27 protein-coding genes, 1 pseudogene and 1 other annotated feature are annotated in these 26,436 nt (G+C 46.8%); of the genes and pseudogenes, 25 read left to right on the forward strand and 3 right to left on the reverse strand.

The window, feature by feature from the left end; genetic code table 11:
- Nucleotides 1–51: 51 nt before the first annotated feature.
- From C232_RS0102670 to pheA, 10 genes are all read left to right on the forward strand, one after another.
- Entirely contained in the window at nucleotides 52–816 is a 765-nt protein-coding gene (locus tag C232_RS0102670) for a M23 family metallopeptidase (protein WP_018660994.1), read from the forward strand.
- Entirely contained in the window at nucleotides 809–1,675 is an 867-nt protein-coding gene (locus C232_RS0102675; RefSeq protein WP_018660996.1) for a M50 family metallopeptidase, read from the forward strand. The genes C232_RS0102670 and C232_RS0102675 overlap by 8 nt, the downstream gene beginning before the upstream one ends.
- 78 nt (nucleotides 1,676–1,753) lie before the next feature.
- Complete coding sequence (locus C232_RS0102680) at nucleotides 1,754–3,241, forward strand: Rne/Rng family ribonuclease (RefSeq protein WP_018660998.1); 1,488 nt, start codon at nucleotides 1,754–1,756, stop codon at nucleotides 3,239–3,241.
- Nucleotides 3,242–3,286: 45 nt separating this feature from the next.
- Nucleotides 3,287–3,371, forward strand: a sequence feature (ribosomal protein L21 leader region).
- A gap of 11 nt (nucleotides 3,372–3,382) precedes the next feature.
- Entirely contained in the window at nucleotides 3,383–3,691 is a 309-nt protein-coding gene (gene rplU, locus C232_RS0102685; RefSeq protein WP_018661000.1) for a 50S ribosomal protein L21, read from the forward strand.
- A gap of 12 nt (nucleotides 3,692–3,703) precedes the next feature.
- The gene (locus C232_RS0102690; protein WP_018661003.1) at nucleotides 3,704–4,036 is read left to right on the forward strand and encodes a ribosomal-processing cysteine protease Prp; all 333 of its coding nucleotides are present in this window, start codon (nucleotides 3,704–3,706) and stop codon (nucleotides 4,034–4,036) included.
- A 12-nt stretch (nucleotides 4,037–4,048) separates the two neighbouring features.
- Nucleotides 4,049–4,339, forward strand: coding sequence for a 50S ribosomal protein L27 (gene rpmA / locus C232_RS0102695; protein WP_018661006.1), 291 nt, complete (start codon nucleotides 4,049–4,051; stop codon nucleotides 4,337–4,339).
- 198 nt (nucleotides 4,340–4,537) lie between these two features.
- Nucleotides 4,538–5,062, forward strand: coding sequence for a Spo0B C-terminal domain-containing protein (locus C232_RS0102700; RefSeq protein ID WP_018661008.1), 525 nt, complete (start codon nucleotides 4,538–4,540; stop codon nucleotides 5,060–5,062).
- A gap of 95 nt (nucleotides 5,063–5,157) precedes the next feature.
- On the forward strand, nucleotides 5,158–6,450 hold the full coding sequence (obgE, locus tag C232_RS0102705) for a GTPase ObgE (protein WP_018661010.1): 1,293 nt from the start codon (nucleotides 5,158–5,160) through the stop codon (nucleotides 6,448–6,450).
- A gap of 340 nt (nucleotides 6,451–6,790) precedes the next feature.
- Complete coding sequence (locus C232_RS0102710; protein ID WP_018661012.1) at nucleotides 6,791–7,243, forward strand: ACT domain-containing protein; 453 nt, start codon at nucleotides 6,791–6,793, stop codon at nucleotides 7,241–7,243.
- 28 nt (nucleotides 7,244–7,271) lie between these two features.
- Nucleotides 7,272–8,114 (forward strand): prephenate dehydratase, encoded by an 843-nt coding sequence (gene pheA, locus C232_RS0102715; protein WP_018661014.1) that lies wholly within the window; start codon nucleotides 7,272–7,274, stop codon nucleotides 8,112–8,114.
- Between the two features lie 27 nt (nucleotides 8,115–8,141).
- On the opposite strand, the gene C232_RS0102720 is transcribed toward pheA, so the two are convergent.
- Complete coding sequence (locus C232_RS0102720; protein ID WP_018661016.1) at nucleotides 8,142–8,684, reverse strand: transcription repressor NadR; 543 nt, start codon at nucleotides 8,682–8,684, stop codon at nucleotides 8,142–8,144.
- A gap of 258 nt (nucleotides 8,685–8,942) precedes the next feature.
- On the opposite strand from C232_RS0102720, the pseudogene safA reads away from it, so the two are divergent.
- The 10 genes and pseudogenes from safA to yajC all read left to right on the forward strand — a co-directional run.
- A pseudogene (safA, locus tag C232_RS20505) lies at nucleotides 8,943–9,090 on the forward strand (SafA/ExsA family spore coat assembly protein); the annotation flags it as partial.
- Nucleotides 9,091–10,169: 1,079 nt separating this feature from the next.
- Nucleotides 10,170–11,156, forward strand: coding sequence for an aminoglycoside phosphotransferase family protein (locus C232_RS0102730; RefSeq protein WP_018661020.1), 987 nt, complete (start codon nucleotides 10,170–10,172; stop codon nucleotides 11,154–11,156).
- A 200-nt stretch (nucleotides 11,157–11,356) separates the two neighbouring features.
- Complete coding sequence (locus C232_RS0102740) at nucleotides 11,357–12,079, forward strand: YebC/PmpR family DNA-binding transcriptional regulator (RefSeq protein ID WP_018661023.1); 723 nt, start codon at nucleotides 11,357–11,359, stop codon at nucleotides 12,077–12,079.
- Nucleotides 12,080–12,222: 143 nt separating this feature from the next.
- Nucleotides 12,223–12,771 carry a BofC C-terminal domain-containing protein gene (locus C232_RS18355; protein ID WP_018661024.1) on the forward strand — a complete coding sequence of 183 codons (549 nt, stop codon included), beginning with the start codon at nucleotides 12,223–12,225 and terminating at the stop codon, nucleotides 12,769–12,771.
- Nucleotides 12,772–12,864: 93 nt separating this feature from the next.
- Complete coding sequence (gene ruvA / locus C232_RS0102750; RefSeq protein ID WP_018661025.1) at nucleotides 12,865–13,470, forward strand: Holliday junction branch migration protein RuvA; 606 nt, start codon at nucleotides 12,865–12,867, stop codon at nucleotides 13,468–13,470.
- Nucleotides 13,471–13,492: 22 nt separating this feature from the next.
- Nucleotides 13,493–14,491 carry a Holliday junction branch migration DNA helicase RuvB gene (gene ruvB, locus C232_RS0102755; protein WP_018661027.1) on the forward strand — a complete coding sequence of 333 codons (999 nt, stop codon included), beginning with the start codon at nucleotides 13,493–13,495 and terminating at the stop codon, nucleotides 14,489–14,491.
- Nucleotides 14,488–14,694 carry a DUF2905 domain-containing protein gene (locus C232_RS0102760; protein ID WP_018661029.1) on the forward strand — a complete coding sequence of 69 codons (207 nt, stop codon included), beginning with the start codon at nucleotides 14,488–14,490 and terminating at the stop codon, nucleotides 14,692–14,694. The genes ruvB and C232_RS0102760 overlap by 4 nt, the downstream gene beginning before the upstream one ends.
- A 62-nt stretch (nucleotides 14,695–14,756) precedes the next feature.
- A complete protein-coding gene (gene queA / locus C232_RS0102765; RefSeq protein ID WP_018661031.1) occupies nucleotides 14,757–15,785 on the forward strand; it encodes a tRNA preQ1(34) S-adenosylmethionine ribosyltransferase-isomerase QueA in 1,029 nt (342 codons plus the stop codon).
- Nucleotides 15,786–15,815: 30 nt separating this feature from the next.
- Nucleotides 15,816–16,955, forward strand: a complete 1,140-nt coding sequence (tgt, locus tag C232_RS0102770; RefSeq protein WP_018661033.1) for a tRNA guanosine(34) transglycosylase Tgt — start codon at nucleotides 15,816–15,818, stop codon at nucleotides 16,953–16,955.
- A gap of 30 nt (nucleotides 16,956–16,985) precedes the next feature.
- Nucleotides 16,986–17,327 (forward strand): preprotein translocase subunit YajC, encoded by a 342-nt coding sequence (yajC, locus tag C232_RS0102775; RefSeq protein WP_018661035.1) that lies wholly within the window; start codon nucleotides 16,986–16,988, stop codon nucleotides 17,325–17,327.
- Between the two features lie 60 nt (nucleotides 17,328–17,387).
- Here yajC and C232_RS0102780 read toward each other — a convergent pair whose 3' ends face one another.
- The gene (locus C232_RS0102780; RefSeq protein WP_018661037.1) at nucleotides 17,388–17,771 is read right to left on the reverse strand and encodes a TIGR04086 family membrane protein; all 384 of its coding nucleotides are present in this window, start codon (nucleotides 17,769–17,771) and stop codon (nucleotides 17,388–17,390) included.
- A gap of 179 nt (nucleotides 17,772–17,950) precedes the next feature.
- Between C232_RS0102780 and C232_RS0102785 the strand changes: the two genes are divergently transcribed.
- Complete coding sequence (locus tag C232_RS0102785) at nucleotides 17,951–18,598, forward strand: DUF421 domain-containing protein (protein WP_026314451.1); 648 nt, start codon at nucleotides 17,951–17,953, stop codon at nucleotides 18,596–18,598.
- Nucleotides 18,599–18,839: 241 nt separating this feature from the next.
- On the opposite strand, the gene spoVB is transcribed toward C232_RS0102785, so the two are convergent.
- Nucleotides 18,840–20,384: a stage V sporulation protein B gene (gene spoVB / locus C232_RS0102790; RefSeq protein WP_018661043.1), complete on the reverse strand. Its 1,545-nt coding sequence runs from the start codon at nucleotides 20,382–20,384 to the stop codon at nucleotides 18,840–18,842.
- A gap of 104 nt (nucleotides 20,385–20,488) precedes the next feature.
- Here spoVB and C232_RS0102795 point away from each other — a divergent pair, with 104 nt between their 5' ends.
- The 4 genes from C232_RS0102795 (at nucleotide 20,489) to C232_RS0102810 (ending at nucleotide 26,229) form a co-directional block, all read left to right on the forward strand.
- On the forward strand, nucleotides 20,489–20,812 hold the full coding sequence (locus C232_RS0102795; protein WP_018661045.1) for a post-transcriptional regulator: 324 nt from the start codon (nucleotides 20,489–20,491) through the stop codon (nucleotides 20,810–20,812).
- Between the two features lie 112 nt (nucleotides 20,813–20,924).
- Nucleotides 20,925–23,192, forward strand: a complete 2,268-nt coding sequence (gene secDF, locus C232_RS0102800) for a protein translocase subunit SecDF (protein WP_018661047.1) — start codon at nucleotides 20,925–20,927, stop codon at nucleotides 23,190–23,192.
- 161 nt (nucleotides 23,193–23,353) lie between these two features.
- A complete protein-coding gene (gene recJ, locus C232_RS0102805) occupies nucleotides 23,354–25,717 on the forward strand; it encodes a single-stranded-DNA-specific exonuclease RecJ (protein WP_018661049.1) in 2,364 nt (787 codons plus the stop codon).
- The gene (locus C232_RS0102810; protein ID WP_018661051.1) at nucleotides 25,708–26,229 is read left to right on the forward strand and encodes an adenine phosphoribosyltransferase; all 522 of its coding nucleotides are present in this window, start codon (nucleotides 25,708–25,710) and stop codon (nucleotides 26,227–26,229) included. Before recJ ends, C232_RS0102810 begins: the two co-directional genes overlap by 10 nt.
- Nucleotides 26,230–26,436 lie beyond the last annotated feature (207 nt).

Below are 26,436 nucleotides of genomic sequence, written 5' to 3' on the forward strand. Positions count from 1 at the left end.
AGGTCATACATTAGTACAAACCATATGCCTGGACAAAAAGGGGGGAGTTGTTTGGCAAACCGTGCAGACCAAATCAGAAAAGAGATGGCAAAACGCAGAAAGACAAGGAAAGCGCCGGCAAAGCCGGGAAAAGAAGCGATTTATTCCAGTTTAATACAAGATGAAGACCCGTTGATTTATGAGCCGCCCGGTCCAAAGTCAGCCCACCCGCTGTTTTCAAAAGAAGCCGTATTGTTTAAAATTCTGGCTTCAGCCTGCCTCGTGCTTTTGATTGCGATCATGTATAAATCGTCCAACCCGGCTTTTGACAAAGCAAAAATGGTTGTGCAGCAATCTATGGCCACCGAATTCCAATTTGCAAAAGCGGCAAGCTGGTATGAAGAGAAATTCGGCAAGCCAGCTGCCCTGCTTCCGCAGAAAGAATCCAAAACAGAAACGGCTGCTGCCGGCGATAAGCAGGCATATGCCATGCCGGTATCAGGAAAAATTCTTACCAGTTTCTCGGCAGACGGAAGAGGCGTGATGATCGAAACAAAATCGGGCGCGAGCGTAAAAGCCATGAACGGGGGGACCGTCATTTTTGCCGGAAAGAAGAAAAATATCGGCAACACGGTCATTATCCAGCATGCGGATTCGACTGAATCATGGTATGGGGACCTGGACAAAGTGGAAGTCAAACAATATGATCAAATCAAATCAGGGGAGCAGGTTGGTACGGCGCAGAGGGAGAAAAACAACGGAAAAGGGGAATTTTACTTTGCCATTAAAAAAGGCAAGGATTTCATTGATCCGATTCAGGTGATCAAGTTTGAATGACTGGGTTGCGTTAGGCAGGAAAATCAGAATCCACCCCCTGTTTTGGCTTGTAGCTGCCGCTTCAATTGCGATTGCCCAATTTCAGGAACTGTTGATTTTGTTTGCCATCGTCATGGTTCATGAAATGGGGCATGCCACAGCGGCGCATTTTTTTTCCTGGAGGATCAGAAAAATCGTCATTTTGCCGTTTGGCGGTGTGGCGGAAACAGACGAGCATGGCAACCGGCCGTTAAAAGAAGAATTGATTGTCACGATTGCCGGCCCTTTTCAGCATGTATGGATCGGCCTCTGCGCCTATTTGCTGCATCAAGCTCAGGTTTTACCCCCCGGACTTTACGGGCAGATCATGGAAGCAAACCTGACCGTTCTGTTGTTTAACCTGATTCCGGTATGGCCGCTTGATGGCGGAAAAATCATGAATCTCGCCTTCTCGATGTATTTGCCGTTTTTAAAGGCTTTCCGGCTGACTGTATACAGTTCACTTGCAGCCCTTTTGGTATTCCATTGTACGGCACTTTGGCTCACGCCTGCAAATCTCAGTATCTGGGCCGTTGTTCTTTATTTGTATGTGTCCTTATGGAAAGAATGGAAACAGCTTTATTTCGTGTTTATGCGGTTTTTGCTGGAACGGTATTACGGAAAAGGCGACCCGCTCCGGTATTTAAAAACCCTCCAGGTAGAGGGAAATGCGTACTTATATGAAGTGCTGGAAAATTTCAAACGCGGCTGCAAACATCCGCTGATTGTGTTGCAAAATGGTATAGAGATCGGGCAACTTGACGAAAATGAATTGCTGCATGCCTATTTTTCCGAAAAGCAAACACATGCGAAAGTAAAAGATATCATGTATAGTTATTAAGGAAAGCCAATACCCCGGCAGGATGAAAAATGCTCCGGAATTTTTGGCAATAGAGATACGTTGTGTGGTGGTAAACAGTTGTCCCAGTCTTTAATTATCAATTTTAAGTCAAGAGAAAAACGCTATGCGATTGTGGAAAACGGCGAAGTCAGCATGATTAAAATCCAGCAGCCGGCCGGCACCAGCAAAGTCGGCAATATTTATTTAGGAAAAGTTGCCGCCATTAAACCCGGAATCAATGCCGCGTTTATTGATATCGGGGAAGGCCGGCACGGGTATTTGCACCGCGACCAGCTGCCTGCCTTTTTGCAGCAGGACGGCCCGGAAAAAGAACATGTGTTGATTTCAAACTATTTAACGGTTGGGCAAAAGATAATGGTTCAGGTGAAAAAAGATGAAACGGCATTAAAAGGCCCGTTATTAACGGGCATTATTGAACTGCCGGGCGAGCGCATCATCTATCTCCCGGAAGGACGATATGCCGCCGTTTCCAAAAAAGCAGACGAAAACAAAAGAAGAGCATGGCGCAATCTGGCCCGCGGGCAGCTTCACCCTCCGGAAGGCATCATTATCCGGACCGCTGCTTTTCAAACACATGGCAGCGAATGGCTCCAGGAATTGGACAGGCTGAGAAAGAGGTACCATGTTTTAGCAAGCCAGGCACGCGCAAAAAAAGCGCCGGCAGTTTTATATGAAAAAAGCATCGTTGAGACTGAAATTTACCGGGAACTTGTGCGCCTGAAAAGCGGGACCGTGGTGTCGGATGATTCAGAAACACTCCGGCAGCTGAAGTCAATGGCACAGACGGACCCGGAGCTGGACTGGTCGTTTCAATATTATAATCAGCGTACTGCTATTTTTACTTATTACCATGTCGAAAATGCCCTCGAAAATGCGCTTAAACGGGTGGTCTGGCTGGAAAATGGATCCTACCTCGTTATTGACGAGACCGAAGCTTTGATCAGTATTGATGTCAATACCGGAAAATTCACAGGTCAGCTCAATCAGCATGACACTGTATTAAAAACCAATTTGCTGGCTGCAAAAGAAATCGGGCGGCAGATCATGCTTCGTGATTATGGCGGGATCATCCTTGTCGATTTCATTGATATGCAGAATGAGCAGGAACGCGGGCGGGTGAAGCACACCTTGCAGGAAGCATTGGAACATGACCCGAAGCAAACCCGCATCGTCGGCTTTACGGCGCTCGGGATCCTGCAGATTACGCGGAAAAAAACGCGTAAAACTTTATCTGAGACATTGCTTTCCCCATGCCCGGTATGCAATGGGACCGGCAGAATCGAAAGCCCGGAAACACTGGCATTCAGACTGGAACGGGAATTATGGGAAGCCCCGTTTGGAGAGCATGAAGCTGTTATGATTGCATGCTCGGAAAATGTAAGGGACTGTTTCTGCGGGGAAAATGACCGCCATTTAAAACGGCTGGAAAGCATGCTCCATGTCAAATTGTTTTTTCAAACAGGGCACAATCCGCACCCGTATTATTCGATCCGCCAGTTTGGGACGGTTGAAGAACTGGCAGCTAAAGAGAACAATTTTCATTGACAATGGCGGATTCTTATGGTAAGATTTTAATGTTATGTTTGTGGCCTCGTGCTGCAACCGCACAGGAACAGGCTTGAAAAGTTTTTGCTTCCGGGCAGAACGCCTGTCTTTGGCGAGTCTGAGTCTTAAGGAGGTGCAGTGATGTACGCAATTATTGAAACAGGTGGAAAACAAATCAAAGTTGAAGAAGGCCAAGCCATTTACGTTGAAAAACTGAATGCTGCTGAAGGCGATGCTGTTACATTTGATCGTGTTCTTTTCGTCGGCGGGGATGCAGTGAAAGTGGGCAGCCCGGTTGTTGAAGGCGCAACCGTTACAGGTAAAGTCGAAAAACAAGGCCGTGCGAAAAAAATCGTCGTATTCAAATATAAAGCAAAGAAAAACTATCATAAAAAGCAAGGTCACCGTCAGCCATACTCTAAAGTTGTCATTGAAAAAATCAATGCGTAAGGCGTTATCCATATGATTCAGGTTCATATTGAAAAGCGTGCAGCAGACGGAAAAATACTGGCTTTTAAAATGAAAGGCCACGCCGATTTTGCTGAGTATGGGGAAGACATTGTCTGTGCGGGCGCATCTGCTGTTTCCTTTGGGACAGTGAATGCAATTATGGCACTGGCAAATGTGGAGCCTGTTATCAAGCAATCGGAAAGCGGCCTGCTTGAATGCAGAATTCCGGAGGGGATTTCGAAAGAAGCAGACGAAAAGGTCCAGACCTTATTGGAAGGGATGGTCGTATCACTGCAGACGATCGAAAGGGACTACGGAAAGCATATTAAAATCAACTTCCAATAGGAGGTGAATCAAATGCTAAGATTAGATCTTCAATTTTTCTCATCTAAAAAAGGTGTAGGTTCTTCGAAAAACGGCCGTGACTCTGTCGCAAAACGCCTTGGCGCAAAACGCGCGGATGGCCAATTGGTTTCCGGCGGGGCGATTCTTTTCCGCCAGCGCGGAACAAAAATCTATCCGGGTGAAAACGTAGGCCGCGGCGGTGATGACACTTTATTCGCAAAAGTTGACGGCGTTGTTCGTTTCGAACGTTTCGGCCGCGACAAGAAAAAAGTGAGCGTATATCCGGCAGCTCAAGAAGCATAAGCAGCCTTGGCTTTGCGAAAAAGCTCTAATCGCATTTTATGCGGTTAGGGCTTTTTTCTTACTTTCCCTTCTCGAAAGCGGGTACGGCCTGAAACCGCAGCCGGATGTACTGCTTTAGGTGCAAACGGCTGTGCATCATGGAAAAATATTTGTTATACTTTAAAATAACATATTCTGTGCAAATGGGAGCAATAGATGATGGAAAACTGGACGACGGTGGAAGTGCTCCGGCATGCGCGCCATGATTGGCTGAACAAACTTCAGCTCATTAAAGGGTATGCCAGCTTAAATAAAATGGAAAATATCAAAGGCATTGTGGAAGAAATCATCCAGGAAGCACAGCAGGAGTCAAAGTTATCTAATTTGCATTTGCCCGGATTTGCAGAGCTCTTGCTTACATATAATTGGGAACCGCATACTTTTCAGATTGAATTTGAAATTTTGGACGTTGATACATCCCTTCTGCCGGATGACGGGCGGCTGGCTGCATGGACGAAAGAATTTTTCTCCTGTGTTGACCGTTTGGCGGCGCCTTATGATGATAACCGCCTGTATGTCTCAATTGAAACTTTTCAATCGTTTGTTCGTTTTATATTTGAATTTAGCGGTACAATAAAAACAGCCGGGGTCCTGGAAGATTGGCTGAAACAGCAGGAACAGAGCCGTGTTTTCTTACACGGACTTTCACCATCTTCATTTCGGATAGAAGCGATGTTTTCATGAGTTCAGAATTCATTTCCAATTAAACCAAATGCCCGCTTGAAAGGGCGTTTTTCTTAAAAAACACAGCGTTGCATGCTGTAAAGGTGGTTCTTTTTATGTTTGTCGATCAGGTTAAAGTTTATGTGAAGGGCGGGGACGGCGGCAACGGAATGGTCGCGTTCCGCCGCGAAAAATATGTGCCGAACGGCGGCCCGGCCGGCGGGGATGGCGGCCGCGGCGGTAATGTTATTTTTGAAGTGGATGAAGGCTTGCGGACACTGATGGATTTCCGTTACAAACGCCATTTTAAAGCAGACCGCGGTGAACACGGCATGAGCAAAGGCATGCACGGCCGCGGCGCAGCGGACATGATTGTCAAAGTTCCGCCTGGTACGGTTGTGATTGATGACGATACGAAACAAGTGATTGCTGATTTAACGAGGCACGGGGAACGGGCGGTGATCGCAAAAGGCGGGCGCGGCGGAAGAGGAAACAGCCGTTTTGCGACGCCTGCCAATCCCGCCCCCGAAATCGCCGAGAACGGGGAACCGGGGCAGGAACGTTATATTGTGCTGGAACTAAAAGTGCTCGCGGATGTCGGGCTTGTCGGTTTTCCAAGTGTCGGAAAATCGACGCTGCTTTCCGTTGTGTCTTCCGCAAGGCCAAAAATCGCGGAATACCATTTTACAACGATTGTCCCGAATTTAGGCGTTGTCGAAACGGATGACGGCAGAAGTTTTGTCATGGCCGATCTCCCCGGCCTGATTGAAGGCGCGCATGAAGGAGCCGGGCTTGGCCACCAGTTTCTGCGCCATATTGAGCGGACAAGGGTGATTGTCCATGTGCTGGACATGGCGGCTACAGAAGGCCGCGATCCGTACCAGGATTACGTAACGATTAATGAGGAATTGAAAGCATACAATCTCCGGTTAACCGAACGCCCGCAGATCATTGTTGCCAATAAAATGGACATGCCGGGGGCGGAGGAAAACCTTGCGCATTTTAAGGAGCAGCTTAAGGAAGACTACCCGGTCTTTCCGATTTCCGCTGTAACCAGAAAAGGGCTGAAAGATTTACTTTACGCCATCAGCGATCAATTGGAGCAAACACCTGCCTTCCCGCTTTTCGAAGAAGAAAAAGAAGAAGCCGGCGTCCATCGTGTGATTTATAAGCATGAGCAGAAAAAAGCTGATTTTGCGATTACAAGGGATCCGGATGGCAGCTTTGTCGTGAGCGGCGAGAAAGTCGAGAAGCTGTTTAAAATGACGAATTTTGACCACGATGAGTCCGTGCGCCGATTTTCCCGCCAGCTCCGCGGAATGGGCATTGATGAAGCGCTGCGCAAACGCGGGGCAAAAAATGGCGATACCGTCCGCCTGATGGACTACGAATTTGAATTTGTAGACTAATCGGACATGCACAGCCGTCAGGTAAAGGGGCTTTTTCGGACAAGCTGTTCTTCCCGCGGTCCGCTGCTCTTTTATCCCAACATAACGGGCAGTAAGACTCCCACCTCAAGATTCAAGGTACGAAGAAGGATAGGTGGGAGATCAAACTGCCCGTAAAGTTCCGATTGGTTAGGCCTGCAGGAAGCAGGTCACAAAGGCGTTGCAACAAGACGTTGCGATTTTAGCCTTTGTTCAGATTTTTGTCAGTGGGGGATGAAGGAAAACCCCCGCTGATGGAAGTTTCACTTTATAAAGGATGCTGGTTGCTGTATGGAGGCAAGTCTATTGGAGGAAGGGCAATTTGGAAAAGAAAGCAGACTATAAATTTATACTCGTTCGTGAAGATGTGCTGCCGGAAGCCATGAAGAAAACATTGCAGGCGAAAGACCTGCTGGAAAGGGGCGCTGCGGTTTCTGTCGGCGATGCCGCGCAAAAAGTCGATTTAAGCCGCAGCGCATTTTATAAATACCGGGATACTGTTTTCCCTTTCCACTCTGTTGTAAAAGAAAAAATTGTCACGCTGTTTTTTTACCTGGAGGACCGTTCGGGGACTTTGTCTGAAATCTTAAGGATTATCGCATCTTATTCCTGCAATGTGCTGACGATCCACCAGACGATCCCGATCCAGGGAAGGGCAAATGTAACCATTTCATTGAATGTATCAGATATTCATACGAGTTTAAATGATTTATTGGATGAGCTCAGCGAGTTTGAGTTTGTAAATAAAGTAGAAATTTTAGGATCCGGAGCATAAGTTCTTCGGCCTGCGGGGGAGAAAACAGATGAAAGCAGCTTTCTTTGGACCGGAAGCAACATTCACCGATATCGCGGTGCGGTCGATTTTTCCGGAGGTGGACCGGGTTGCATACCGGACGATCCCGGACTGTTTGGAAGCAGTTAAAGAAAAATGTGTAAATATGGCGGTCGTCCCTTTGGAAAATGCCCTTGAGGGATCTGTCAACTTAACGGTGGATTATTTGTATCATGAGGCACATCCTCCGATCCGGGCAGAAATCATTGTGCCGATTGAGCAGCATTTTATGGTGCACCCGGATCATGCGGAGTCGTGGCAGCAGGTTGAAAAAATCGTCTCCCATCCGCATGCTTTGGCACAATGCCACAAATTCTTATACCGCAAAATGAAAACAGCGGCAGTTGAACAAATGGGCTCGACTGCTGCTGCGGCCAAATATGTCAGCGAACATCCCGAACTAAAATGGGGGGCCATTGCCAACGAGATGGCGGCACAACTGTACGGACTGGAGATCGTCCAGCCTTGTGTCCATGATTATCCATTTAACCATACGCGCTTCATTGCCCTTTCGGATGAAGTGCTCGAGATCAAGGCAGCCCCGTCTTTATTAAAGTCAACCATCATGGTAACGCTGCCGTCAGACCGGGCAGGCGCCCTGCATCAAGTGCTGTCCGCGTTTGCGTGGCGGAAAATCAACTTGAGTAAATTGGAATCACGGCCTTTGAAAACGGGGCTTGGAAACTACTTTTTTATGATCGATTTAAACCATTCTCTTGAGGAAAAGCTTGTCCAGTATGCATTGGAGGAGATCCGCGCGCTCGGCTGCTCGGTGAAAGAGCTCGGGAGTTATTCCCGTTATCTGGTTGAGTAAACAATGGCCCGGCATGATGCCGGGCTTTTAATTTTCCATAAACAGAATCCCTTTTTCTTTCAGCGCCTGTTCGGCAGATTCAATCTGCTGATGGCTGGGCGCTTCAACGGTATGGAGATGGATGCCGCCAGTCAGTTCGGATAAATAGCTTGCCTTTGTTTTTTTTATATGCCGGATAAACTGTGCAACTTCCGCGCGGTTTGAAACCATGATGGATGCGGTCAGGTCCCCGTAGACCGGGTGTTCGATTTTTACATCTTTTACAGTGACGCCGTGTTCGACCAAAAGATTTAATTCTTCTTCAACGCGTTCCGGCGGATGATTACAAACAATTGTTTTTTCAATCGCTGTTTTCGGCTGTGAAGGCTGTATGTACAGGTATCCCTGGCTGGTCGCGAGAATCGGTTCACTTTTCGCCTTTAATAAGGTAATGTCATTTACAATAATCTGGCGGCTGACATTGGTTTCTTTGGCCAGTTCGCCGCCTGTAATCGGGGCATTGCTTTTTTGCAGCAGCTGCAGGATAAAATTTCGCCTTTCTTCCCCGAGCATTTTTTTCTTTTCAGCCAATTTTTTCTTACCTCCCAAACAAGTACACTTTACCTCGGATTTTACCATAGGAGCGCGCGGGATGAAAAGGAAAGCCCTTTTCGGATTTTAAAAACGGCCAATCAGCTGAGGCGACATAGCCGTCCCGTGCCGGCGCTTCTCCCCTTACGGCAAAGTCATATTTGTACCTTAGCCATCATAAATTATTATGTAAATCAATAGCACTTTACCCGGATCAACATAGAATGTATGGACTTATGCCTTGAGGAGGGGAAATGTGTGAAAATCCATATTGTTCAAAAAGGCGACACGCTATGGAAAATTGCCAAAAAATATGACGTTGATTTTGACGAACTGAAAAAAATGAATGCGCAATTATCCAATCCGGAAATGATCATGCCAGGGATGAAAATAAAAGTTCCAACAACAGGCGGCACGGTAAAAAAAGAACTGAACATAGGAAAAAAAGAGGTGCCGCATGCAGTCAATCCATACCAGCAATTGCCAACAGCGCCCATGCCTGCCCAAAAAGAAAAACCCGTGAAAAAAGAAGTCCCGAAAGAAACGCCTGTAAAAGAAAAGGTCATTGAAAAAAAAGAAACGATTTACAAGCCGGTGATGCCGCAGCCCCTTGTGCCTGAAATTGATATCAACAATTATTATCTGACCAATATGACGGAGATTGAAACGCACACCCATACGCCGCCCCCGCCGCAGCCGGTACACTATAACAAGGAAAGTGAGTCTTCATCATCCAGTGAATCCTATAAAATGCCTGTCCAGGAGGAGTGTTATGAAGCGATGTACCCACCTTTTGATCCCTGCCCGCCGGTGATGCCAATTCCGGATTGCGGATGCGGCGGCCCCGTGATGCACCAGCATGGTTTTGAGCCCTATCCATATGGCATGGCAGCACCGCATCCCAATGTACCGTATCCGATGCCGTACCAGCAGGCGCCAATGATGATGCCTGCGCAGGGCTTTGTTCCGCCGCAGCCAGTGTGGCAGGGCCAGTCTCCGCAAATGGGCCCGGCACAGGATTGGGAGGATGAATCCTCTTCATCGTTCCCATACCACCCTGTTACAAGCGGCGGTTACCCGATGCAGACTCCGCAAATGTACCCGCAGCCAATGCCCGGTATGGAGGATATGCCGGAGATGCAAGAGATGGAGGATATGCCGAATATGCCGGGAACACAAGGCATGCCCGGCATGCAGCATGGGGGAGCATATGGCGCAAATCCTGAAACGCTGCCGTATCTGCCGCCATATGGTATGCAGCAAAATGTGCAGAGCTATGTACCGTATCAAAATCCATACCAGCCAATGCCGTACCAGGCGCCATACGGCTACGGACAGCAGCCATTTGGCGGTTATGGTATGCAGCCTTATTACGGGGGCCACGGGGGCTGGAGCCAATACCCGACGCCATCCAGCCCGCAGCAGCCTTACAGGGACCAAAATCAGGCCGGCAAAAATCCAAATCCGTCAGGCGAAGATCAATAAATGGGCGGACGGAATAAAAATGAAGGGGACGATTTTCAAAAACGTCTCCTTCTTTATGCAGAAAAACGGCTGGATGAACCGGTAACCAAAATAAAACGGCTTCGAAAGCAGGTTTGGTTCGTTGAAACGAAACGAAAAAAATGGGTACTGAAAGAATTTTCGGATCTGGAGCGCCTGAACAGGCAGATCGTGCTGACGGAAGCGCTGCATCAGGCAGGGTTTAAGAGGACGTACCGGTTTTTGCCTGCTGAAGAAGAGGCTGTTTTTATGTTTGGCGGCAGGGTATGGGGCATCATGGAATACATTGAACCCGGGGCTGTCCCGCTTCGATACGAATCCGAAAAAGAGATTTTAGCAGCATACCGCCTGCTTAAAATCTACCATGGGGTGACTGCCCGGTTTCCGCGCGCTTTACAAACCGAATTTCCCCGTTTCTTTCAAATTAAAAAATGGCAGCAAAGGTACCGGGAATTTGCCGAACATGAGACAGAACTGCTGCAATACATGCCGGCCTATTATTTTGAATCCTATTTGTCCTGGGCGGAAACGGCATTAGAAGAATTGGAGGCAAGGCAGCGCGTTTTCCATCTGCCGCCGTATTGCATCACGCATGGGGATGTTGCCCACCATAATTTTTTAAAAGGGAAAGACGGGAAGCTGTATTTGATAGATTTTGACCTTGCCCGCATGGCCCCCGCCTGGACGGATGATTTACAATTTTGCAACCGTATCCTGCCCTCAATTTCCTGGTCGCTTCGGAAACTATTAAGCTGGAATATCGTTCAACAGGCCGCAGATCCGAACCTGTTCCTCAAAGCCCTGGCCTATCCGACCGATGTCCTTCGCGAATGGAACCGGTTCTTAAAAAGCGGCAGCCGGGAAAAGGAAAAACAATGGCCGGAGCTTCATGACCTCACCTTTTCGCAATTTGAAGAAAGAAAAGCATTTGTGAAGGAAATGAAAAGGCTGGGCGGATCAGGCGCGTAAATCGCACATCATAAGCCGGAAAAACTTGTAAAGAAAAATGCATGCATTTTGGTGCATAAACCAGATGAAAAAATTGGTGCATAAAACCGGATGAAAAAAAGGAATCGCAAGTTTACCAGGCATTTTCGTTTTCTTCCTATTTATGATATATTACAAATGTATGATTTTGTTTTTTGATTGAATGGAGAGGAGAATGAATTATGTCTGGCCATTCTAAGTGGAAAAATATTCAAGGCAGGAAAAACGCGCAGGATGCCAAACGCGGAAAGATTTTCCAAAAATTAGCGAAAGAAATCTATGTTGCGGCAAAAAACGGGCCGGATCCGGAAATGAATCCATCGCTCCGCCTCGTTATCGATAAAGCAAAAGCGGTAAATATGCCGAATGATAATATTAAACGCGCCATTCATAAAGCAAGCGGCAACCAAAATGCTGAAAACTACGAAGAAATCACCTATGAAGGTTACGGCCCGGGTGGTGCGGCGATCATGGTAACCGCGCTTACGGATAATAAAAACCGGACAGCTTCCAATGTACGCGTTGCATTTTCAAGAAATGGCGGAAACCTGGGCGAAACGGGCTGTGTTTCCTATCTGTTTGACCGCAAAGGCTATCTTGTCATTGAACGGGAAAATCTCGACATCGACGAAGATGATATGCTGCTGCAGGCCATTGAAGCAGGCGCCGAAGAAATGGAAACAAGTGATGAAGTATTTGAAATTTATACCGAACCGGAAAGCTTCATGGAAGTGAAGAAAAATCTGGAAAACAGCGGCTTTACTTTTGTTACTGCTGAAATCACAATGGTGCCGCAAACCTATATCACATTAGACGAAGAACAATCAGATAAAATGGAAAGATTATTGGACAGGCTTGAAGATGATGACGATGTCCAAAATATTTACCACAATGTCGAAGGATAATTTCAGGGCGATGTTTTAAAAAAGCATTTTCTGCAGGCAAGCTCCTGCAGAAAGTGCTTTTTTTGCTGCAAGAGGATATGCCTGCCAAAAACTGGCCACACTATAAACAGCCTTTTGATTTTTTTAGTAGGGGTGATTTGAAAATGTTGGCCTTGATCATTCGCACCGGTTTTATCATGGCATTGATTTTTGGATTATGGAATATTCCTGCCCGGGAGCAAAGCCATCCGCAGCCGTTCACCACAGATCGGGGCCGCTCTCATCCCGCAGCCGCTGCGGATCAGAAACCGTTCACAATTCTTTTGGAGCGTGTCTATTTGGACGGCGAAATGAGTGAAGAAGTGATTAAAACCAAAACATCCCTGGAAGAAGCACTCGATGCCTATCCTGACTGGCAAATTGCGGATATAGAAGAAGACCGGCTCGTGCTGCAGAAACAATTGAATGATATTTCACCGCTTTTAAAAGCAAATGGGTATTTTGGCGTGACAAAAGACGGGGTGTTGTCGATTTTTCAAGGCAAGCCGCAGGACAAAGACATTATCCATTCTTTTTTTCAGCTCAATATGAAAAAGCTGGAAAGCCGCCGCCAGCAAGAACTGAAAAACGGCATTCCAATTAAAACAAAGGAAGATTATCAAAAGCTCCTGAAGACATTCAAACCCTATTCCGCGTCCAAAAAGGAAAATTAAACAGCGGGCAACGGCGGGGCGCGATTCCCCAAAATCGGTGTGATCTATGGTACAATGATTGATAGCAAGTTTTTGAGGAGCGTGTGGAAAAATTTGTATGAATATATAAAAGGAACGATCGACAGCGTCTGTCCGGATTATGTTGTCGTTGATAATCAGGGGATCGGCTACCAGATTTTAACGCCAAACCCGTTTGTTTTTACAAAAAATATCGGGAAAGTCTGTAAAATATATACGTATCAGCATGTGCGCGAAGATATGATTGCACTGTTCGGTTTTGAAACGGCAGAAGAAAAAATGCTATTCAAAAAGCTTTTAAATGTTTCCGGAATCGGACCAAAGGGTGCGCTGGCAATTTTGGCGTACGGCCAGCCTGCGCAGGTGATTGAAGCGATTGAAAACGAAAATGAATCGTTTTTGACAAAATTTCCGGGCGTCGGGAAAAAGACGGCGCGGCAAATGATTCTCGATTTAAAAGGAAAGCTCTTGGATATCGTATCGGATCTGCCGGATCTGTTTAACCAGGAACAAACGGCTTTGAAGGCCGAAACCAACCGTAATTTGGAAGAAGCCATGCTTGCATTGCAGGCGCTCGGCTATTCGGAAAAAGAAATCGGCAAAGTATCCGCCGGGCTGCAGCAGGAAGGGCTGTCTACGGATGAATATATTAAACTAGCTTTAAAAGCCATGGTAAAATAGCTTGATGCAAGGAGGGGAGAACATGGATGACCGTGTTGTATCCGGCGAGACGAATGAACAGGAACTTTCGTTTGAAATGAGCCTGCGCCCGCAAACCCTGGCACAGTATATCGGCCAGGAAAAGGTGAAAAACAATCTCGCTATATTTATCGAGGCGGCAAAGCAAAGAAGCGAATCGTTGGATCATGTGCTGCTGTACGGTCCGCCGGGGCTTGGAAAAACCACGCTGGCGATGGTGATTGCCAATGAAATGGGCGTGAAAATCCGGACAACCTCGGGACCGGCAATCGAGCGGCCGGGGGATCTGGCGGCGATCCTCGCTTCTTTAGAACCCGGGGAAGTATTGTTCATAGATGAGATACACCGCCTGCCGAAAGCGATTGAAGAGGTGCTGTACCCGGCTATGGAAGATTTTTGCCTGGATATTGTCATTGGCAAGGGACAAGGCGCGCGCTCCATCCGGCTTGATTTGCCCCCGTTTACATTAATCGGGGCAACAACAAGGGCCGGGTCGGTTTCAGCGCCTTTACGGGACCGGTTCGGCGTAATCTCAAGGCTTGAGTATTATGACCAGGCACAGCTGACGGAAATTGTGTTGCGGACGGCCGATATTTTACAAACCGATATTAAGCCGGACGGGGCCGGGGAAATTGCCAGGCGTTCACGGGGAACACCGCGGATTGCCAACCGGCTATTAAGGCGTGTCCGCGATTTTGCCCAGGTCAAAGGCGACGGCACGATCACGCTTGAAGTCGCAGAGTATGCCCTCGGGCTGCTCCAGGTCGATCAGCTTGGACTTGACCATATTGACCACAAACTGTTGAAAGCGATTGTTGAACGTTTCCGCGGCGGACCGGTCGGCCTGGATACGATTGCCGCAAGCATCGGGGAAGAAGCGGGTACCATTGAAGACGTGTATGAGCCGTATTTGCTGCAAATCGGCTTTCTGCAGCGGACGCCGCGGGGCAGGGTTGCCACCCACTTGGTCTATGAGCATTTTCATTTGGAGGTGCCGAAATGAGCGGATTTGGAAAAGTGCTGATGACGATTGCGGCCGTTCTTTTTTTTATCGGCCTGCTCATGCAGTTTACAAAAATCGGGCGGCTCCCGGGCGATATTTTCATAAAAAAAGGAAATACCACCTTTTACTTTCCCATTGCGACTTCAATCATTTTAAGTATTGTCTTGTCTGTGATACTATATATAATCGGGCGTATGAAGTAATGTACGCTCCATGAAACGGAAACGAAAGCGTGCTCAACTAATCAATGAAGGGGAACCAAAGCATGAAACTGGATTTATTTGATTATGAACTGCCGGAAGAATTAATTGCCCAAACACCCTTAAAAAACCGTTCGGACAGCCGGCTGATGGTACTCGATAAAAAAACGGGGGAAATCGAACATACTGTATTTAAAAACATTACATCATACCTTCGGCCGGGCGACTGCCTTGTATTAAATGACACAAAAGTGCTGCCGGCAAGGCTGTTCGGCACAAAGGATGATACGGGTGCAAAAATTGAAGTGCTGCTTCTCAAACAGCAGGAAGGCGACCAGTGGGAAACCCTTGTTAAACCGGCAAAACGCGTAAAAGCCGGGGCAACGGTCCATTTTGGGGACGGGCGCTTGAAAGCGGTCTGCGTCAAGGAACTGGACCACGGCGGCCGGATCATGGAATTCAAATATGACGGGATCTTCTATGAAGTATTGAATGAACTGGGAAGAATGCCGCTCCCGCCTTATATTAAAAAACAATTGGACGACCAGGACCGCTATCAGACGGTGTATGCGAAAGAATTGGGTTCTGCCGCTGCGCCGACAGCCGGGCTGCATTTTACCGAATCCCTGCTGAAAGAAATTGAAGAAATGGGCGTGAAGATTGTTTTCATCACACTCCATGTCGGGCTGGGTACATTCCGCCCCGTCAATACGGATGATATTGAAAAACATGATATGCATGCGGAATTTTACCAGGTTTCCGAGGAAGCGGCGCAAACGATCATGGATGTGAAAAACAGCGGCGGGCGTGTCTTTTCTGTCGGGACAACATCAACACGGACGCTTGAAACGGTTGCGGCCGCCCATGACGGAAAGATTGTTGCTGCAAGCGGCTGGACCGATATTTTTATTTATCCCGGTTTTGAATATAAAGCGATTGATGCGCTGATTACGAACTTCCACCTGCCAAAATCCACACTGATTATGCTCGTGAGCGCACTGGCGGGCAGGGAGCATGTGCTGCATGCCTATGAGACAGCGGTGAAAGAAAAATACCGTTTCTTCAGTTTCGGGGATGCGATGTTAATCAAATAAAAGAGGTTATGCAAGGAAGGAGCAAAGTTTTTGGCTGCGATTACTTATGAATTAATTAAGACGGACAAGCAGACCGGCGCCCGTCTTGGCAAACTGCATACGCCGCACGGGACATATGATACGCCGATGTTTATGCCGGTCGGGACGCTGGCAACCGTGAAAACGATGTCCCCGGAAGAATTAAAAAGCATGGGGGCCGGTACGATTTTAAGCAATACCTATCATTTGTGGCTGCGGCCCGGCCATGATATTGTAAAAGAAGCGGGAGGCCTGCACCAATTTATGAACTGGGATCAGGCCATTTTAACCGATTCAGGCGGGTTCCAGGTCTTCAGCCTCAGTAAAATCCGCGAAATTAAAGAAGAAGGTGTCCATTTCCGGAACCATTTGAACGGGGACAAATTATTCTTGTCTCCTGAAAAATCAATGGAAATCCAAAATGCGCTTGGTTCCGATATCATGATGGCGTTTGACGAATGCCCGCCATATCCGGCAAGCCACGAATACATGAAGCAGTCAGTTGAAAGGACATCGAGATGGGCGGAGCGCTGCCTGCAAGCACACAGGCGCGCGGATATACAGGGGCTGTTTGGGATTGTCCAGGGCGGGGAATATGAAGATTTGCGGCGCCAAAGCGCACAGGATCTTGTCTCGCTTGACTTTCCGGGCTATGCGGTCGGCGGTCTATCTGTCGGCGAGCCGAAAGAAACCATGAACAAAATGCTGGAATTCACGACACCGCTTTTGCCGGGCAATAAACCGCGTTATTTAATGGGGGTGGGTTCGCCTGACTCATTAATTGACGGAGCAATCCGCGGCATAGATATGTTCGACTGTGTACTGCCGACGCGGATTGCACGTAACGGCACGGTGATGACAAGCAAAGGCCGGCTCGTCGTGAAAAATGCGCAATATGCCCGCGATTTCCGCCCGCTTGACGAGCATTGCGGCTGTTATACGTGCCGCAACTACTCCCGTGCGTACATCCGCCACTTGATTAAATGTGACGAAACTTTCGGAATACGCTTAACTACTTATCATAACTTGTATTTTCTGTTAGAATTAATGGAAAATGTAAGACAAGCAATCAGAGAAGACCGTCTTGGTGATTTTCGTGAAGAATTTTTTGAGCAATACGGATTTAACCGTCCGAATGCAAAAAATTTCTAATAAATACTGGACTGGAAAGGAGGAAGAAACATGGGGCAAAATATCGCCGGATTACTGCCGATTATTATTTTATTCATCCTGTTCTATTTCTTATTGATCAGGCCGCAACAGAAGAGGCAGAAAAATATTCAAATGATGCAAAACAATTTGGCAAAAGGTGACAAAATTGTGACCATTGGCGGATTGCATGCGATCATCGACTCCATCGATGAAAACAAAGTCGTGTTAAAATGCGGAGACGGGTCAAGGTTGACGTTTGACCGCTCAGCCATTCGCGATGTTGTGGAATCATCAGCCAAAAAAGCTGAACCGAAAAAACAGGAAGAAACAAAGACTGCGGAAAAAGCAGACAGTACGGCAAAATCAAAATAATAATGAATCACAGCACCGCCATTCAAATGGCGGTGCTGTGTTGTATAAACATCCTCTTCTTTATGCCTCCCGTGAGTGTCCGGAAAAAAGATTGACGCCTAATATCCCGCCCATCATTGCGGTTAAAATATAGCAAATATGGTAGATCAGCTGTTCAAAAGAAAAAATTTCATCATATCCCAGATATTGGACAAGAAAGACAATTCCGGTATAGATGATTCCGGTTAAAGTTCCGAGCAGCCAGCCTTTCTTCTTGCCTTTTCCGCCGCCAATTAAACCGCCGGTAAATAAAGCGATAAATGAAATCACTGTGACAAGGGTGTGCAGGGACTGTTCCGCCATATCCGTAAACTTTAATATAAGAGAAATGGCTAAACTGGCAATGGCGAGCAGCACAAAGATCACGCCGAGTCCATATAGCAGGCTTATACTTAATTTTTGCATTCCAATCAATCTCCCCTTCCCGTTCCATCAAGATTCACTATAGTACAAGCATATTCAAGCCAATGAAAAATAGAATGAAATCAAAAAGATTTAATTTCATTTCTTTTCGAGAGTTTTTGCGGGGATTGCGCATACTAAGACAGGAATAGCGAACTTTTATTGGTTAGGGGATGGTGAGACTGGAAAATCTTCTCATTATTTTTTTACGTACGATTTTGATTTACTTTATCATTCTGGTGATTTTCCGTTTAATGGGAAAACGGGAAATTGGAGAGCTGAATGTCCTTGATTTAGTTGTGTTTATTATGATCGGGGAAATGGCAGTTGTCGCCATAGAAGACCATCACGAACCAATTATCAATACCGTGCTGCCAATGGCGGTTCTCCTTGGCATTCAAATTATGCTGGCGCTTATTTCGCTCCGCAGCAGCCGGGTCCGGCATTTAATAGATGGAAGCCCGAGCATTATCATCAATAAGGGAAAAATTGATGAAAAAGAAATGCGGAAACAGCGCTATAATTTTGATGATTTGCTGATGCAGTTGAGGTCAAAGGATATCGACAATATTGCGGATGTTGAATACGCGATTCTTGAAACCTCCGGGCAGTTGTCGGTTGTTCAAAAAGCGAACAAGAAAAATAAAACTGCCAATTATACCGAGCCATTGATCGTGGATGGGAAGATTCAAACCGCCAATTTAAAAAAATGCAACAAAACGGAAGAATGGTTGAGAAGGGAATTAACAAGGCGCGGGTATCACAATTTGGATGTGATATCTTTTTGCAGTTTCCAGGACGGGCAATTTTTCATCGACCTGAAAGATTAGGGGCGGATCCGTTTTATCCCAACATACCGGGCAGTAGGATATTTCCTGCTGTCTTTTTAAACAGCTGCCTGCCTAGGTTTTATCCCAACATACCGGGCAATAGGACTCCCGCCTCAACATTCAAGGTACGAAGAGTTCTTAGCCCTTGTTCATTTTCTAATCAGTGGGGGAAGAAGGAACCCCCCACTGATGGAAGTTTCACTTTGTCCTCTTACAGTACAAAACGGATTCCCGCTGTTTTTTATAGCAGCTTCTTTAAAAACGGAATATGCATGAAATCGGAGCGGTGGAGCAGCCTCGTCAAGAGCAATAGGAACAGATATACTGCAGCCGTCAAGGAAATCCCCATTAATAATTGCATAAGTGAGCTGCCATGTGTCATCACGGTATTCAGCCACTTATATCCGACAGCGCCGGAAATCAGTGAAACCGCCGCCAGTTTTATCCATTCATTCACATACAGGGTAAACTGGATCTTTTTCAAAACCGATGCAAAATGCAGAAAAGTGACGAGCACGGTGCTGGTCATGATCCCAATTGCCGCGCCGTTAATGCCGAATTCGGGGCGGGAAGCCAGTACAAAAATAACCGCCAGTTTCACGATGGCGCCGATTATACTGTTTATCATCGCGGCTTTTGCCAGATCCAATGCCTGCAATGTGGCCGCAAGCGGGGCCTGGACAGCCTGAAAGATGAAAAACGGCGCCATAATTTTTATAAACTGGGAGCCGCTTTCTGTCCCATACATAAAAGACATGAGCGGTTCTGCAAATACATATAAAATCACCACCGAAATTCCCCCGGTTAAAAGCGAAAAGCGCAATGCCTGCTGGAGGCGGTGTTCAACCAGTCTGTAATTTTTTCGCGCATTTGCTTCACTGATAGCCGGCACCAGCGCAGTTGACAAGGAAATCGTGACAAAAGAAGGCAGCATCAAAAGCGGCAGCGCAAAACCGGTCAGGGACCCGTATTGTTTGGTGGCAATATGCGAAGCCACACCTGCAAGCGCGAGACAGTGGGCCACGACAATCGGCTCGAGAAACCAGGAAATATTTCCGATCAGCCGGCTCCAGGTTGTTGGAATCGCCACGCGCATTAATTCATGGTAAGTATCTTTTCCGGCTTTTACCGCCTTGAAAAAATTTTTGCGTACCGGGATTTGCTTCTTCATTTTAAACATCGTAAACATATAGAGAAGGGAAATGAATTCGCCCAATATTGATGCGATCATTACGCCTGCTGTTGCATATTCAATGCCATAAGGAAGCAGCAAATGCGCGAAGAAAGCGATGAGCATGATCCGGACGCTTTGTTCAATCACTTGTGAGATGGCAAAAGGCTTCATATTTTGTTTGCCCTGGAAATATCCGCGCAGCACAGCGGAAACAGCGACAATCGGAATGATCGGCGTAATCGCAACAAGCGGATAATAGACCCGGTTATCTGTAAAAAGCGTCTCAGCCAGGTAGGGGGCGAGCAAGATTAAAGCCGGCGTAAAAATGATTGACAATGAGATCGTGAGGGTTAAAGAAATCACAAGGATTTTTTTGATTTTTACCCTGTCCCGGGCCGCATCCGCCTCGGCAATGCATTTGGAAATGGCAACCGGAAGCCCGAGCTGCGTTACCGTAACCACCAGCATGAGGGTCGGAAATGCCATCATATGGAGGCCGACACCGGTTTCCCCCAAAGAGCGGGCAATCACGATCCGGTTTACGAAACCGAGTACTCTTGTCACTAAACCCGCCGCCAGTAATATCATCGTTCCTCTCAAAAACTTGGACATTTTGTAACCTACCTTCTCAAATACGCTAATTTCCTATACAATGATGTATATGCAGTGAAAAGGACAAACCATGACCAGTTTTTTTACGAAAGGAGAAAACGATAATGCAGGAGAAGAAACATCCTTATGCGATATACTATGATGAGCTGCTTCCGGTTTTGGAAAGCAAAGCGGAGGAATTTAAAGTTGTCGGGTACGGCGCTGTCGGTGTGCGGGAACTTTGGCGCTACCTTGAAAAAAAAGTATGGAAAAAAGTACAAAATGGAGATGCCCGTATGTATTCGCTTGTTTCCGATATTTTGTCGATTAAAGCCGGCGATTTTATGAACTTTATGACGATGGAAGCCTACCGTTCGCCCAATTTGTTTGCCGAGATGAGCGAAGCGGAACTTGACGGATTGCTGCATCCGAATCAGGCCAAATCATAATAAAAATTGACACGTTTTTTTCCTTGCATCATAATAAAAAGAGTATGTTTGCCTGCGTTTGAAATTTTCTGTTTTTGAGACGTTGTGATTTTGCTAGGAGGATATTAACATCATGATCAAAAGAAGCCGTATCGTTGCTTTCTTTCTCATTGTCCTTTTATTTGCGGGATTAATGGGAGGAACGACGGATAAGATTGTTAAAAAAATTAATCTTGGCCTTGACTTGCGGGGCGGGTTTGAAGTCCTGTATAAAGTGGAGCCTGTCAAAAAGGGCCAGAAAATTGATAAAGAGGCGCTTGCCAATACAGCCGAAGCACTTGACCGCCGGATCAATGCGCTCGGGGTAAGCGAACCGTCTATTCAAGTAGAGGGAAATGACCGGATCCGCGTCCAGCTCGCGGGCGTTACCAACCAGAATGAAGCGAGAAAGATGCTGTCCACAACAGCAAATTTGAGCTTTCGCGATGTGAATGACAAGTTGATGATGGACGGGACAGATTTGGTCCAGGGGAAAGCAAAGCAATCCTTTGACCAAAACAACAAGCCTGATGTGGTTTTGCAGTTAAAAAGCCGCAAAAAATTCGCCGATGTGACCAGAAAGATCATGAATATGGCACCGAATAACCAGCTTGTCATTTGGATGGATTTCCAGGAAGGCAAAGACTCTTATAAAAAAGAAGTTGCAAAGAAAAACCCGAAATTCTTATCGGCTCCGAATGTCAATGAAGTTTTAAATACAGATTCCGTGATGATTACCGGGGATTTCACGGTGAAAGAAGCGCAAAACCTCGCAGCGCTTTTAAATGCCGGGGCACTTCCGGTCAAACTGCATGAGATTTACTCGACATCTGTCGGCGCGTCTTTCGGGCAGGAAGCACTGCATGATACGGTTGTTGCCGGTATAATCGGGGTACTCGCAATCTTTATTTTTATGATCGCATACTACCGTTTTGCAGGCGTGATCGCTTCCATCTCGCTTGCCGTTTATATCTTTTTCATTTTGCTGGTTTATGAATTAATCGGCGCAACACTTACGCTGCCCGGGATCGCCGCGCTTGTTCTCGGGGTCGGGATGGCGGTTGATGCCAATATCCTGACTTATGAACGGATCAAAGAAGAACTGCGCGTCGGCAAAAGCATGAAGTCCGCCTTTAAAGCGGGGAACAAATCATCCTTTGTGACGATCCTTGATTCGAACTTAACAACGATTCTGGCAGCCGTGATCCTCTTTTATTTTGGGACAAGTTCCATCAGAGGGTTTGCAACGACATTAATCATCAGTATTTTAATGAGCTTCCTGACGGCTGTTTACGGGTCAAGATGGCTGCTCAGCCTTTGGGTTTACAGCAATTTCCTGAAAAAGCGCCCGCACTGGTTCGGCGTGAAAAAATCAGCAATCCATTCTATTACGGAAAATATAGATACACATGATTTGAAAACGAAATTTGACTGGTATGACTTTGTGAAACACCGCAACATCTTTTTTGTCATCTCAACGGTTTTAATTATCTCGGGATTTATTATTCTTTCCATCTTTAAATTAAATCTCGGCATTGATTTTTCAAGCGGTACAAGAATGGAAATCAATGCAAACCGGACACTCACCCAGGAGCAGATTCAAAATGACCTCGACCATTTGAATTTGAAGTCTGAAGATATTGTACTCGCCGGTGACAATCACCATAAAGCCGTTGTCAGAATTAAGGGCTCTTTCAGTGATAAGGAAAAGAGTGCACAAATTCACTCGTATTTCACAGAAAAATACGGGAAAGACCCAAGCATCAGTTCCGTGTCGCCGACCGTCGGAAAAGAACTGGCCAAGAGCGCAATTTATTCACTTATTCTTGCTGGAGCCGGCATTATCATTTACGTAGCCTTCCGGTTTGAATGGTCAATGGGTGTTGCTTCCATAGCAGCATTGTTCCATGACGTCTTTTTCATGATCGCCTTTTTCAGCTTCACAAGGCTTGAAGTTGATGTTACGTTTATTGCAGCCATTTTGACGATTGTCGGTTACTCCATAAACGATTCGATTGTGACATTTGACCGGATCCGCGACAACTTAAAACGCAGGCGCCGGATCAAAACTGCAAATGAAATCAAAGAGATCGTTAATGCCGGGATCCGCCAAACACTTGGCCGGTCTGTCAATACTGTGTTAACCGTACTCATAACAGCAGCAGCCCTGGCCGTCTTTGGAAGCGAGTCGATCCGCAATTTCTCAATCGCCTTGATTGTCGGCCTGTTAACCGGTACTTATTCTTCCGTCTTTATTGCCGCCCAAATCTGGTATGTTTTGAAAAAACGGCAATTGAAGAAACACGGTTCCATCTTGACCAAAAAAGCAAAACGTGTACGTTCAAATGAGCCGCAGGTTTAAAAAGAGCGCGCTAAGGCATACAGCCTCAGCGTGCTTTTTCCGGTCTGTGCAGTTTTTTGCAGCTTACAGTATAAAAGATGGAGGATCCGCATTCATGCAGGTTTGTAATGACACAACTTTTTCAAAACGTTATAATTAGATATTGTGAAAGAGGTGGAGACATGCTGCAATCAAAAACAAGATGGCAAGTGCCGGAAATCAACCAGGCTGCTGCCGAAACACTCGCACAACAACTGAATATTTCACCACTTGTTTCCAAACTATTGGTAAGCCGCGGAATTGAAGACGCAGAAGAAGCGCGGCCATTTTTATTTCATAATGATACAGGCTGCCACGACCCTTTCCTGATGCATGATATGGAAAAAGCGGTCGAGCGGATCAAAACAGCGGTTCGGGAAGAAGAGCCGATTCTCGTATTCGGCGATTATGACGCGGACGGGGTCACGAGTACTGCAATCATGATGACGGCATTGCAAGAATTGGGTGCCCGCGCGGAGTTCTACATACCTGACCGCTTTAAAGAAGGATATGGCCCGAATGAAGCAGCTTTCCGCCGGGCTGCTTCAGAAGGCTTTCAACTGATCATCACGGTGGATACGGGGATTGCCGCAGTACATGAGGCGGCAGTCGCGGAAGAACTGGGCTTAACGCTGATCATCACGGATCACCATGAACCCGGCCCGGTTTTGCCGGAAGCCTATGCGATTGTCCACCCGAAACATCCGGATGGCAACTATCCTTTTCAAGACCTTGCCGGTGCCGGTGTGGCTTTTAAAGTGGCACATGCTTTATACGGAGAAGCCCCGGTTGAGCTTTTAGACCTTGCCGGCATTGGGACTGTCGCAGATTTGGTGCCGCTGTTGGGGGAAAACCGGCTGATTGCAATCAACGGTATCAAACAGCTGCAAATTTCAAAGCGCCCCGGGATCCGGGCATTATGCCGGTGCGCGGAGATTAACCAGAGCGAAATTGACGAAGAAACGATCGGATTTGCCATTGCCCCGCGCCTGAACGCGGCGGGGCGCCTGGAACACGCCGCCCCTGCTGCCCGGCTGCTGCTTACGGAAGATGAAACGGAAGCTGCAAAATGGGCTGCAGAGATAGATGAACTGAATAAAAGGCGGCAAAAAATTGTCCAGGAGACCACAAAAGAAGCCATTCAATTGGCCGAACAGGACATGGATGCAAATAGCCGCGCTGTTGTTGTCGGCAAAGCAGGCTGGAATGCCGGTGTGATCGGAATTGTCGCTTCCCGTCTCGTCGAACGGTTTTATAAGCCTGCCATTGTGCTAAGTTTTGACGAGGAGAGCGGCCTTGCAAAAGGATCGGCAAGAAGTATCGAAGGATTTCATATGTTTAACGAGCTGTCAAAATGCCGTGATATTTTGCCCCATTTCGGCGGCCATCCGATGGCAGCCGGCATGACCCTTGCGATCACTGATGTGGATGAATTACGAAGGCGGCTGAATCTTGCGGCGCAGGGACTTCCTGAAGCAGTGTTTCACCCGGTTACCAAAGTGGGGGCCCGGATTTCGCTTGAAGATGCCGGTTTGGAGCCGATCCGGCAAATGGCGCTGCTTGCACCATTTGGGACAGGCAATCCAAAACCGCTGTTTCTGGTGGAAGACATCCATTGTACACAAATTCGCCAAATCGGCGCAGACCGCAAGCACTTGAAATTCCTTTTTACAAAAGCGGACAAGCAGTTGGACGGTGTCGGCTTTGGATTGGGAGATTTGGCACATCATATTTCGCCCGGTTCAAAGGTCTCCATTGTCGGGGAACTGTCGGTCAATGAGTGGAACGATATCTGCAAACCGCAAGTTATCGTCAGGGATATCCGGATCAGGGATTGGCAGTTATTTGATATCAGGGGCCATAAGCCTTTCAAACAGTGGGTACCGCAAGTGCCGGTTCAGGACCAGGCGTTTATCGTTTTTCAAAAAGAAACGCTGCAAAACTTGCCGGTGCGCGATTATCCAATCCATTTGGTGCCGATTTCCACTATTGAGGAGGCAAAAGCGTTTCAACCCGCGCACAAAAATATCGTTTTGCTGGATCTCCCGCCATGTGCGGAGATTTTGGAAGCTTTATTGGAAGGGGAGGCGCCAAGCAGAATTTATGCGTATTTTTACCATGCCCAGGACCATTTTTTCAGTACCCTTCCGACAAGGGAGCATTTTAAATGGTTCTATGCTTTTTTGGCGAAAAGAAAATCGTTTAATTTAAAACAGCACGGGGATGAGCTTGCGAAGTACCGCGGCTGGTCAAGACATACCATTGATTTCATTTCGCAGGTGTTTTTTGATCTGGACTTTGTTACAATAAAAAATGGGATGATTTCTCTTAATTCGGTAAAACAAAAGCGCGACCTGCAGGAATCTAAGACCTATCAGCGAAAACAAGCGCAATATCAAATGGAAAAGGATCTTCTGTACTCATCTTTCCAGGAATTGAAGATGTGGTTTGACCAGTTGATCAAACCGGCCGTACAGTATGAGGAGGAAACAGCACAATGGATTTAAAACAGTATATTTCAATTGTTCCGGACTGGCCTAAAAAAGGCGTTATTTTTAAAGATGTTACCCCGCTTATGAATGATGGTGCGGCTTTTAAATATGCAACAGACCAGATTGTCCGGTATGCAAAAGATAAGGATATTGATTTGGTAGTCGGACCGGAAGCGCGCGGATTTATTATTGGCTGCCCTGTCGCCTACGAAATGGGCGTCGGCTTTGCCCCGGTCCGCAAAGAAGGGAAACTGCCGCGCGAAACAATCCGCGCTGAATACGACCTTGAATACGGCAAAGCGGTATTAACGATTCATAAAGATGCCATCAAACGCGGGCAGCGTGTTTTAATTACGGACGATCTATTGGCAACCGGCGGTACGATGGAGGCTACCATTCAATTGGTGGAAGAGCTGGGCGGTGTTGTGGCCGGGCTGGCATTCCTGATCGAACTGAATTATTTGCATGGGCGCCAAAAGATCCAGGGATACGATATTTTGACGCTGATGGAATACGAAGAAGAATAAGCAAGCTGAAATCGGCAATTTTTGTCGATTTCTTTGTATATAGAACTGTTTTTCATATGTTTCGTGCAGGTGTTTAGGATCAAAATTCGACACCGTTTTTCTTTTTTTTATAAAAACAGCCGATTTACTTTACAATCCTTGCATTTTTCACGATAATAATTACAAAATGATTTATATTTCTTAAACTAATTTATACATTCCATTAAT

Source organism: Heyndrickxia acidiproducens DSM 23148 (assembly GCF_000374345.1).
Taxonomy (GTDB): Bacteria; Bacillota; Bacilli; order Bacillales; family Bacillaceae_C; genus Weizmannia; species Weizmannia acidiproducens.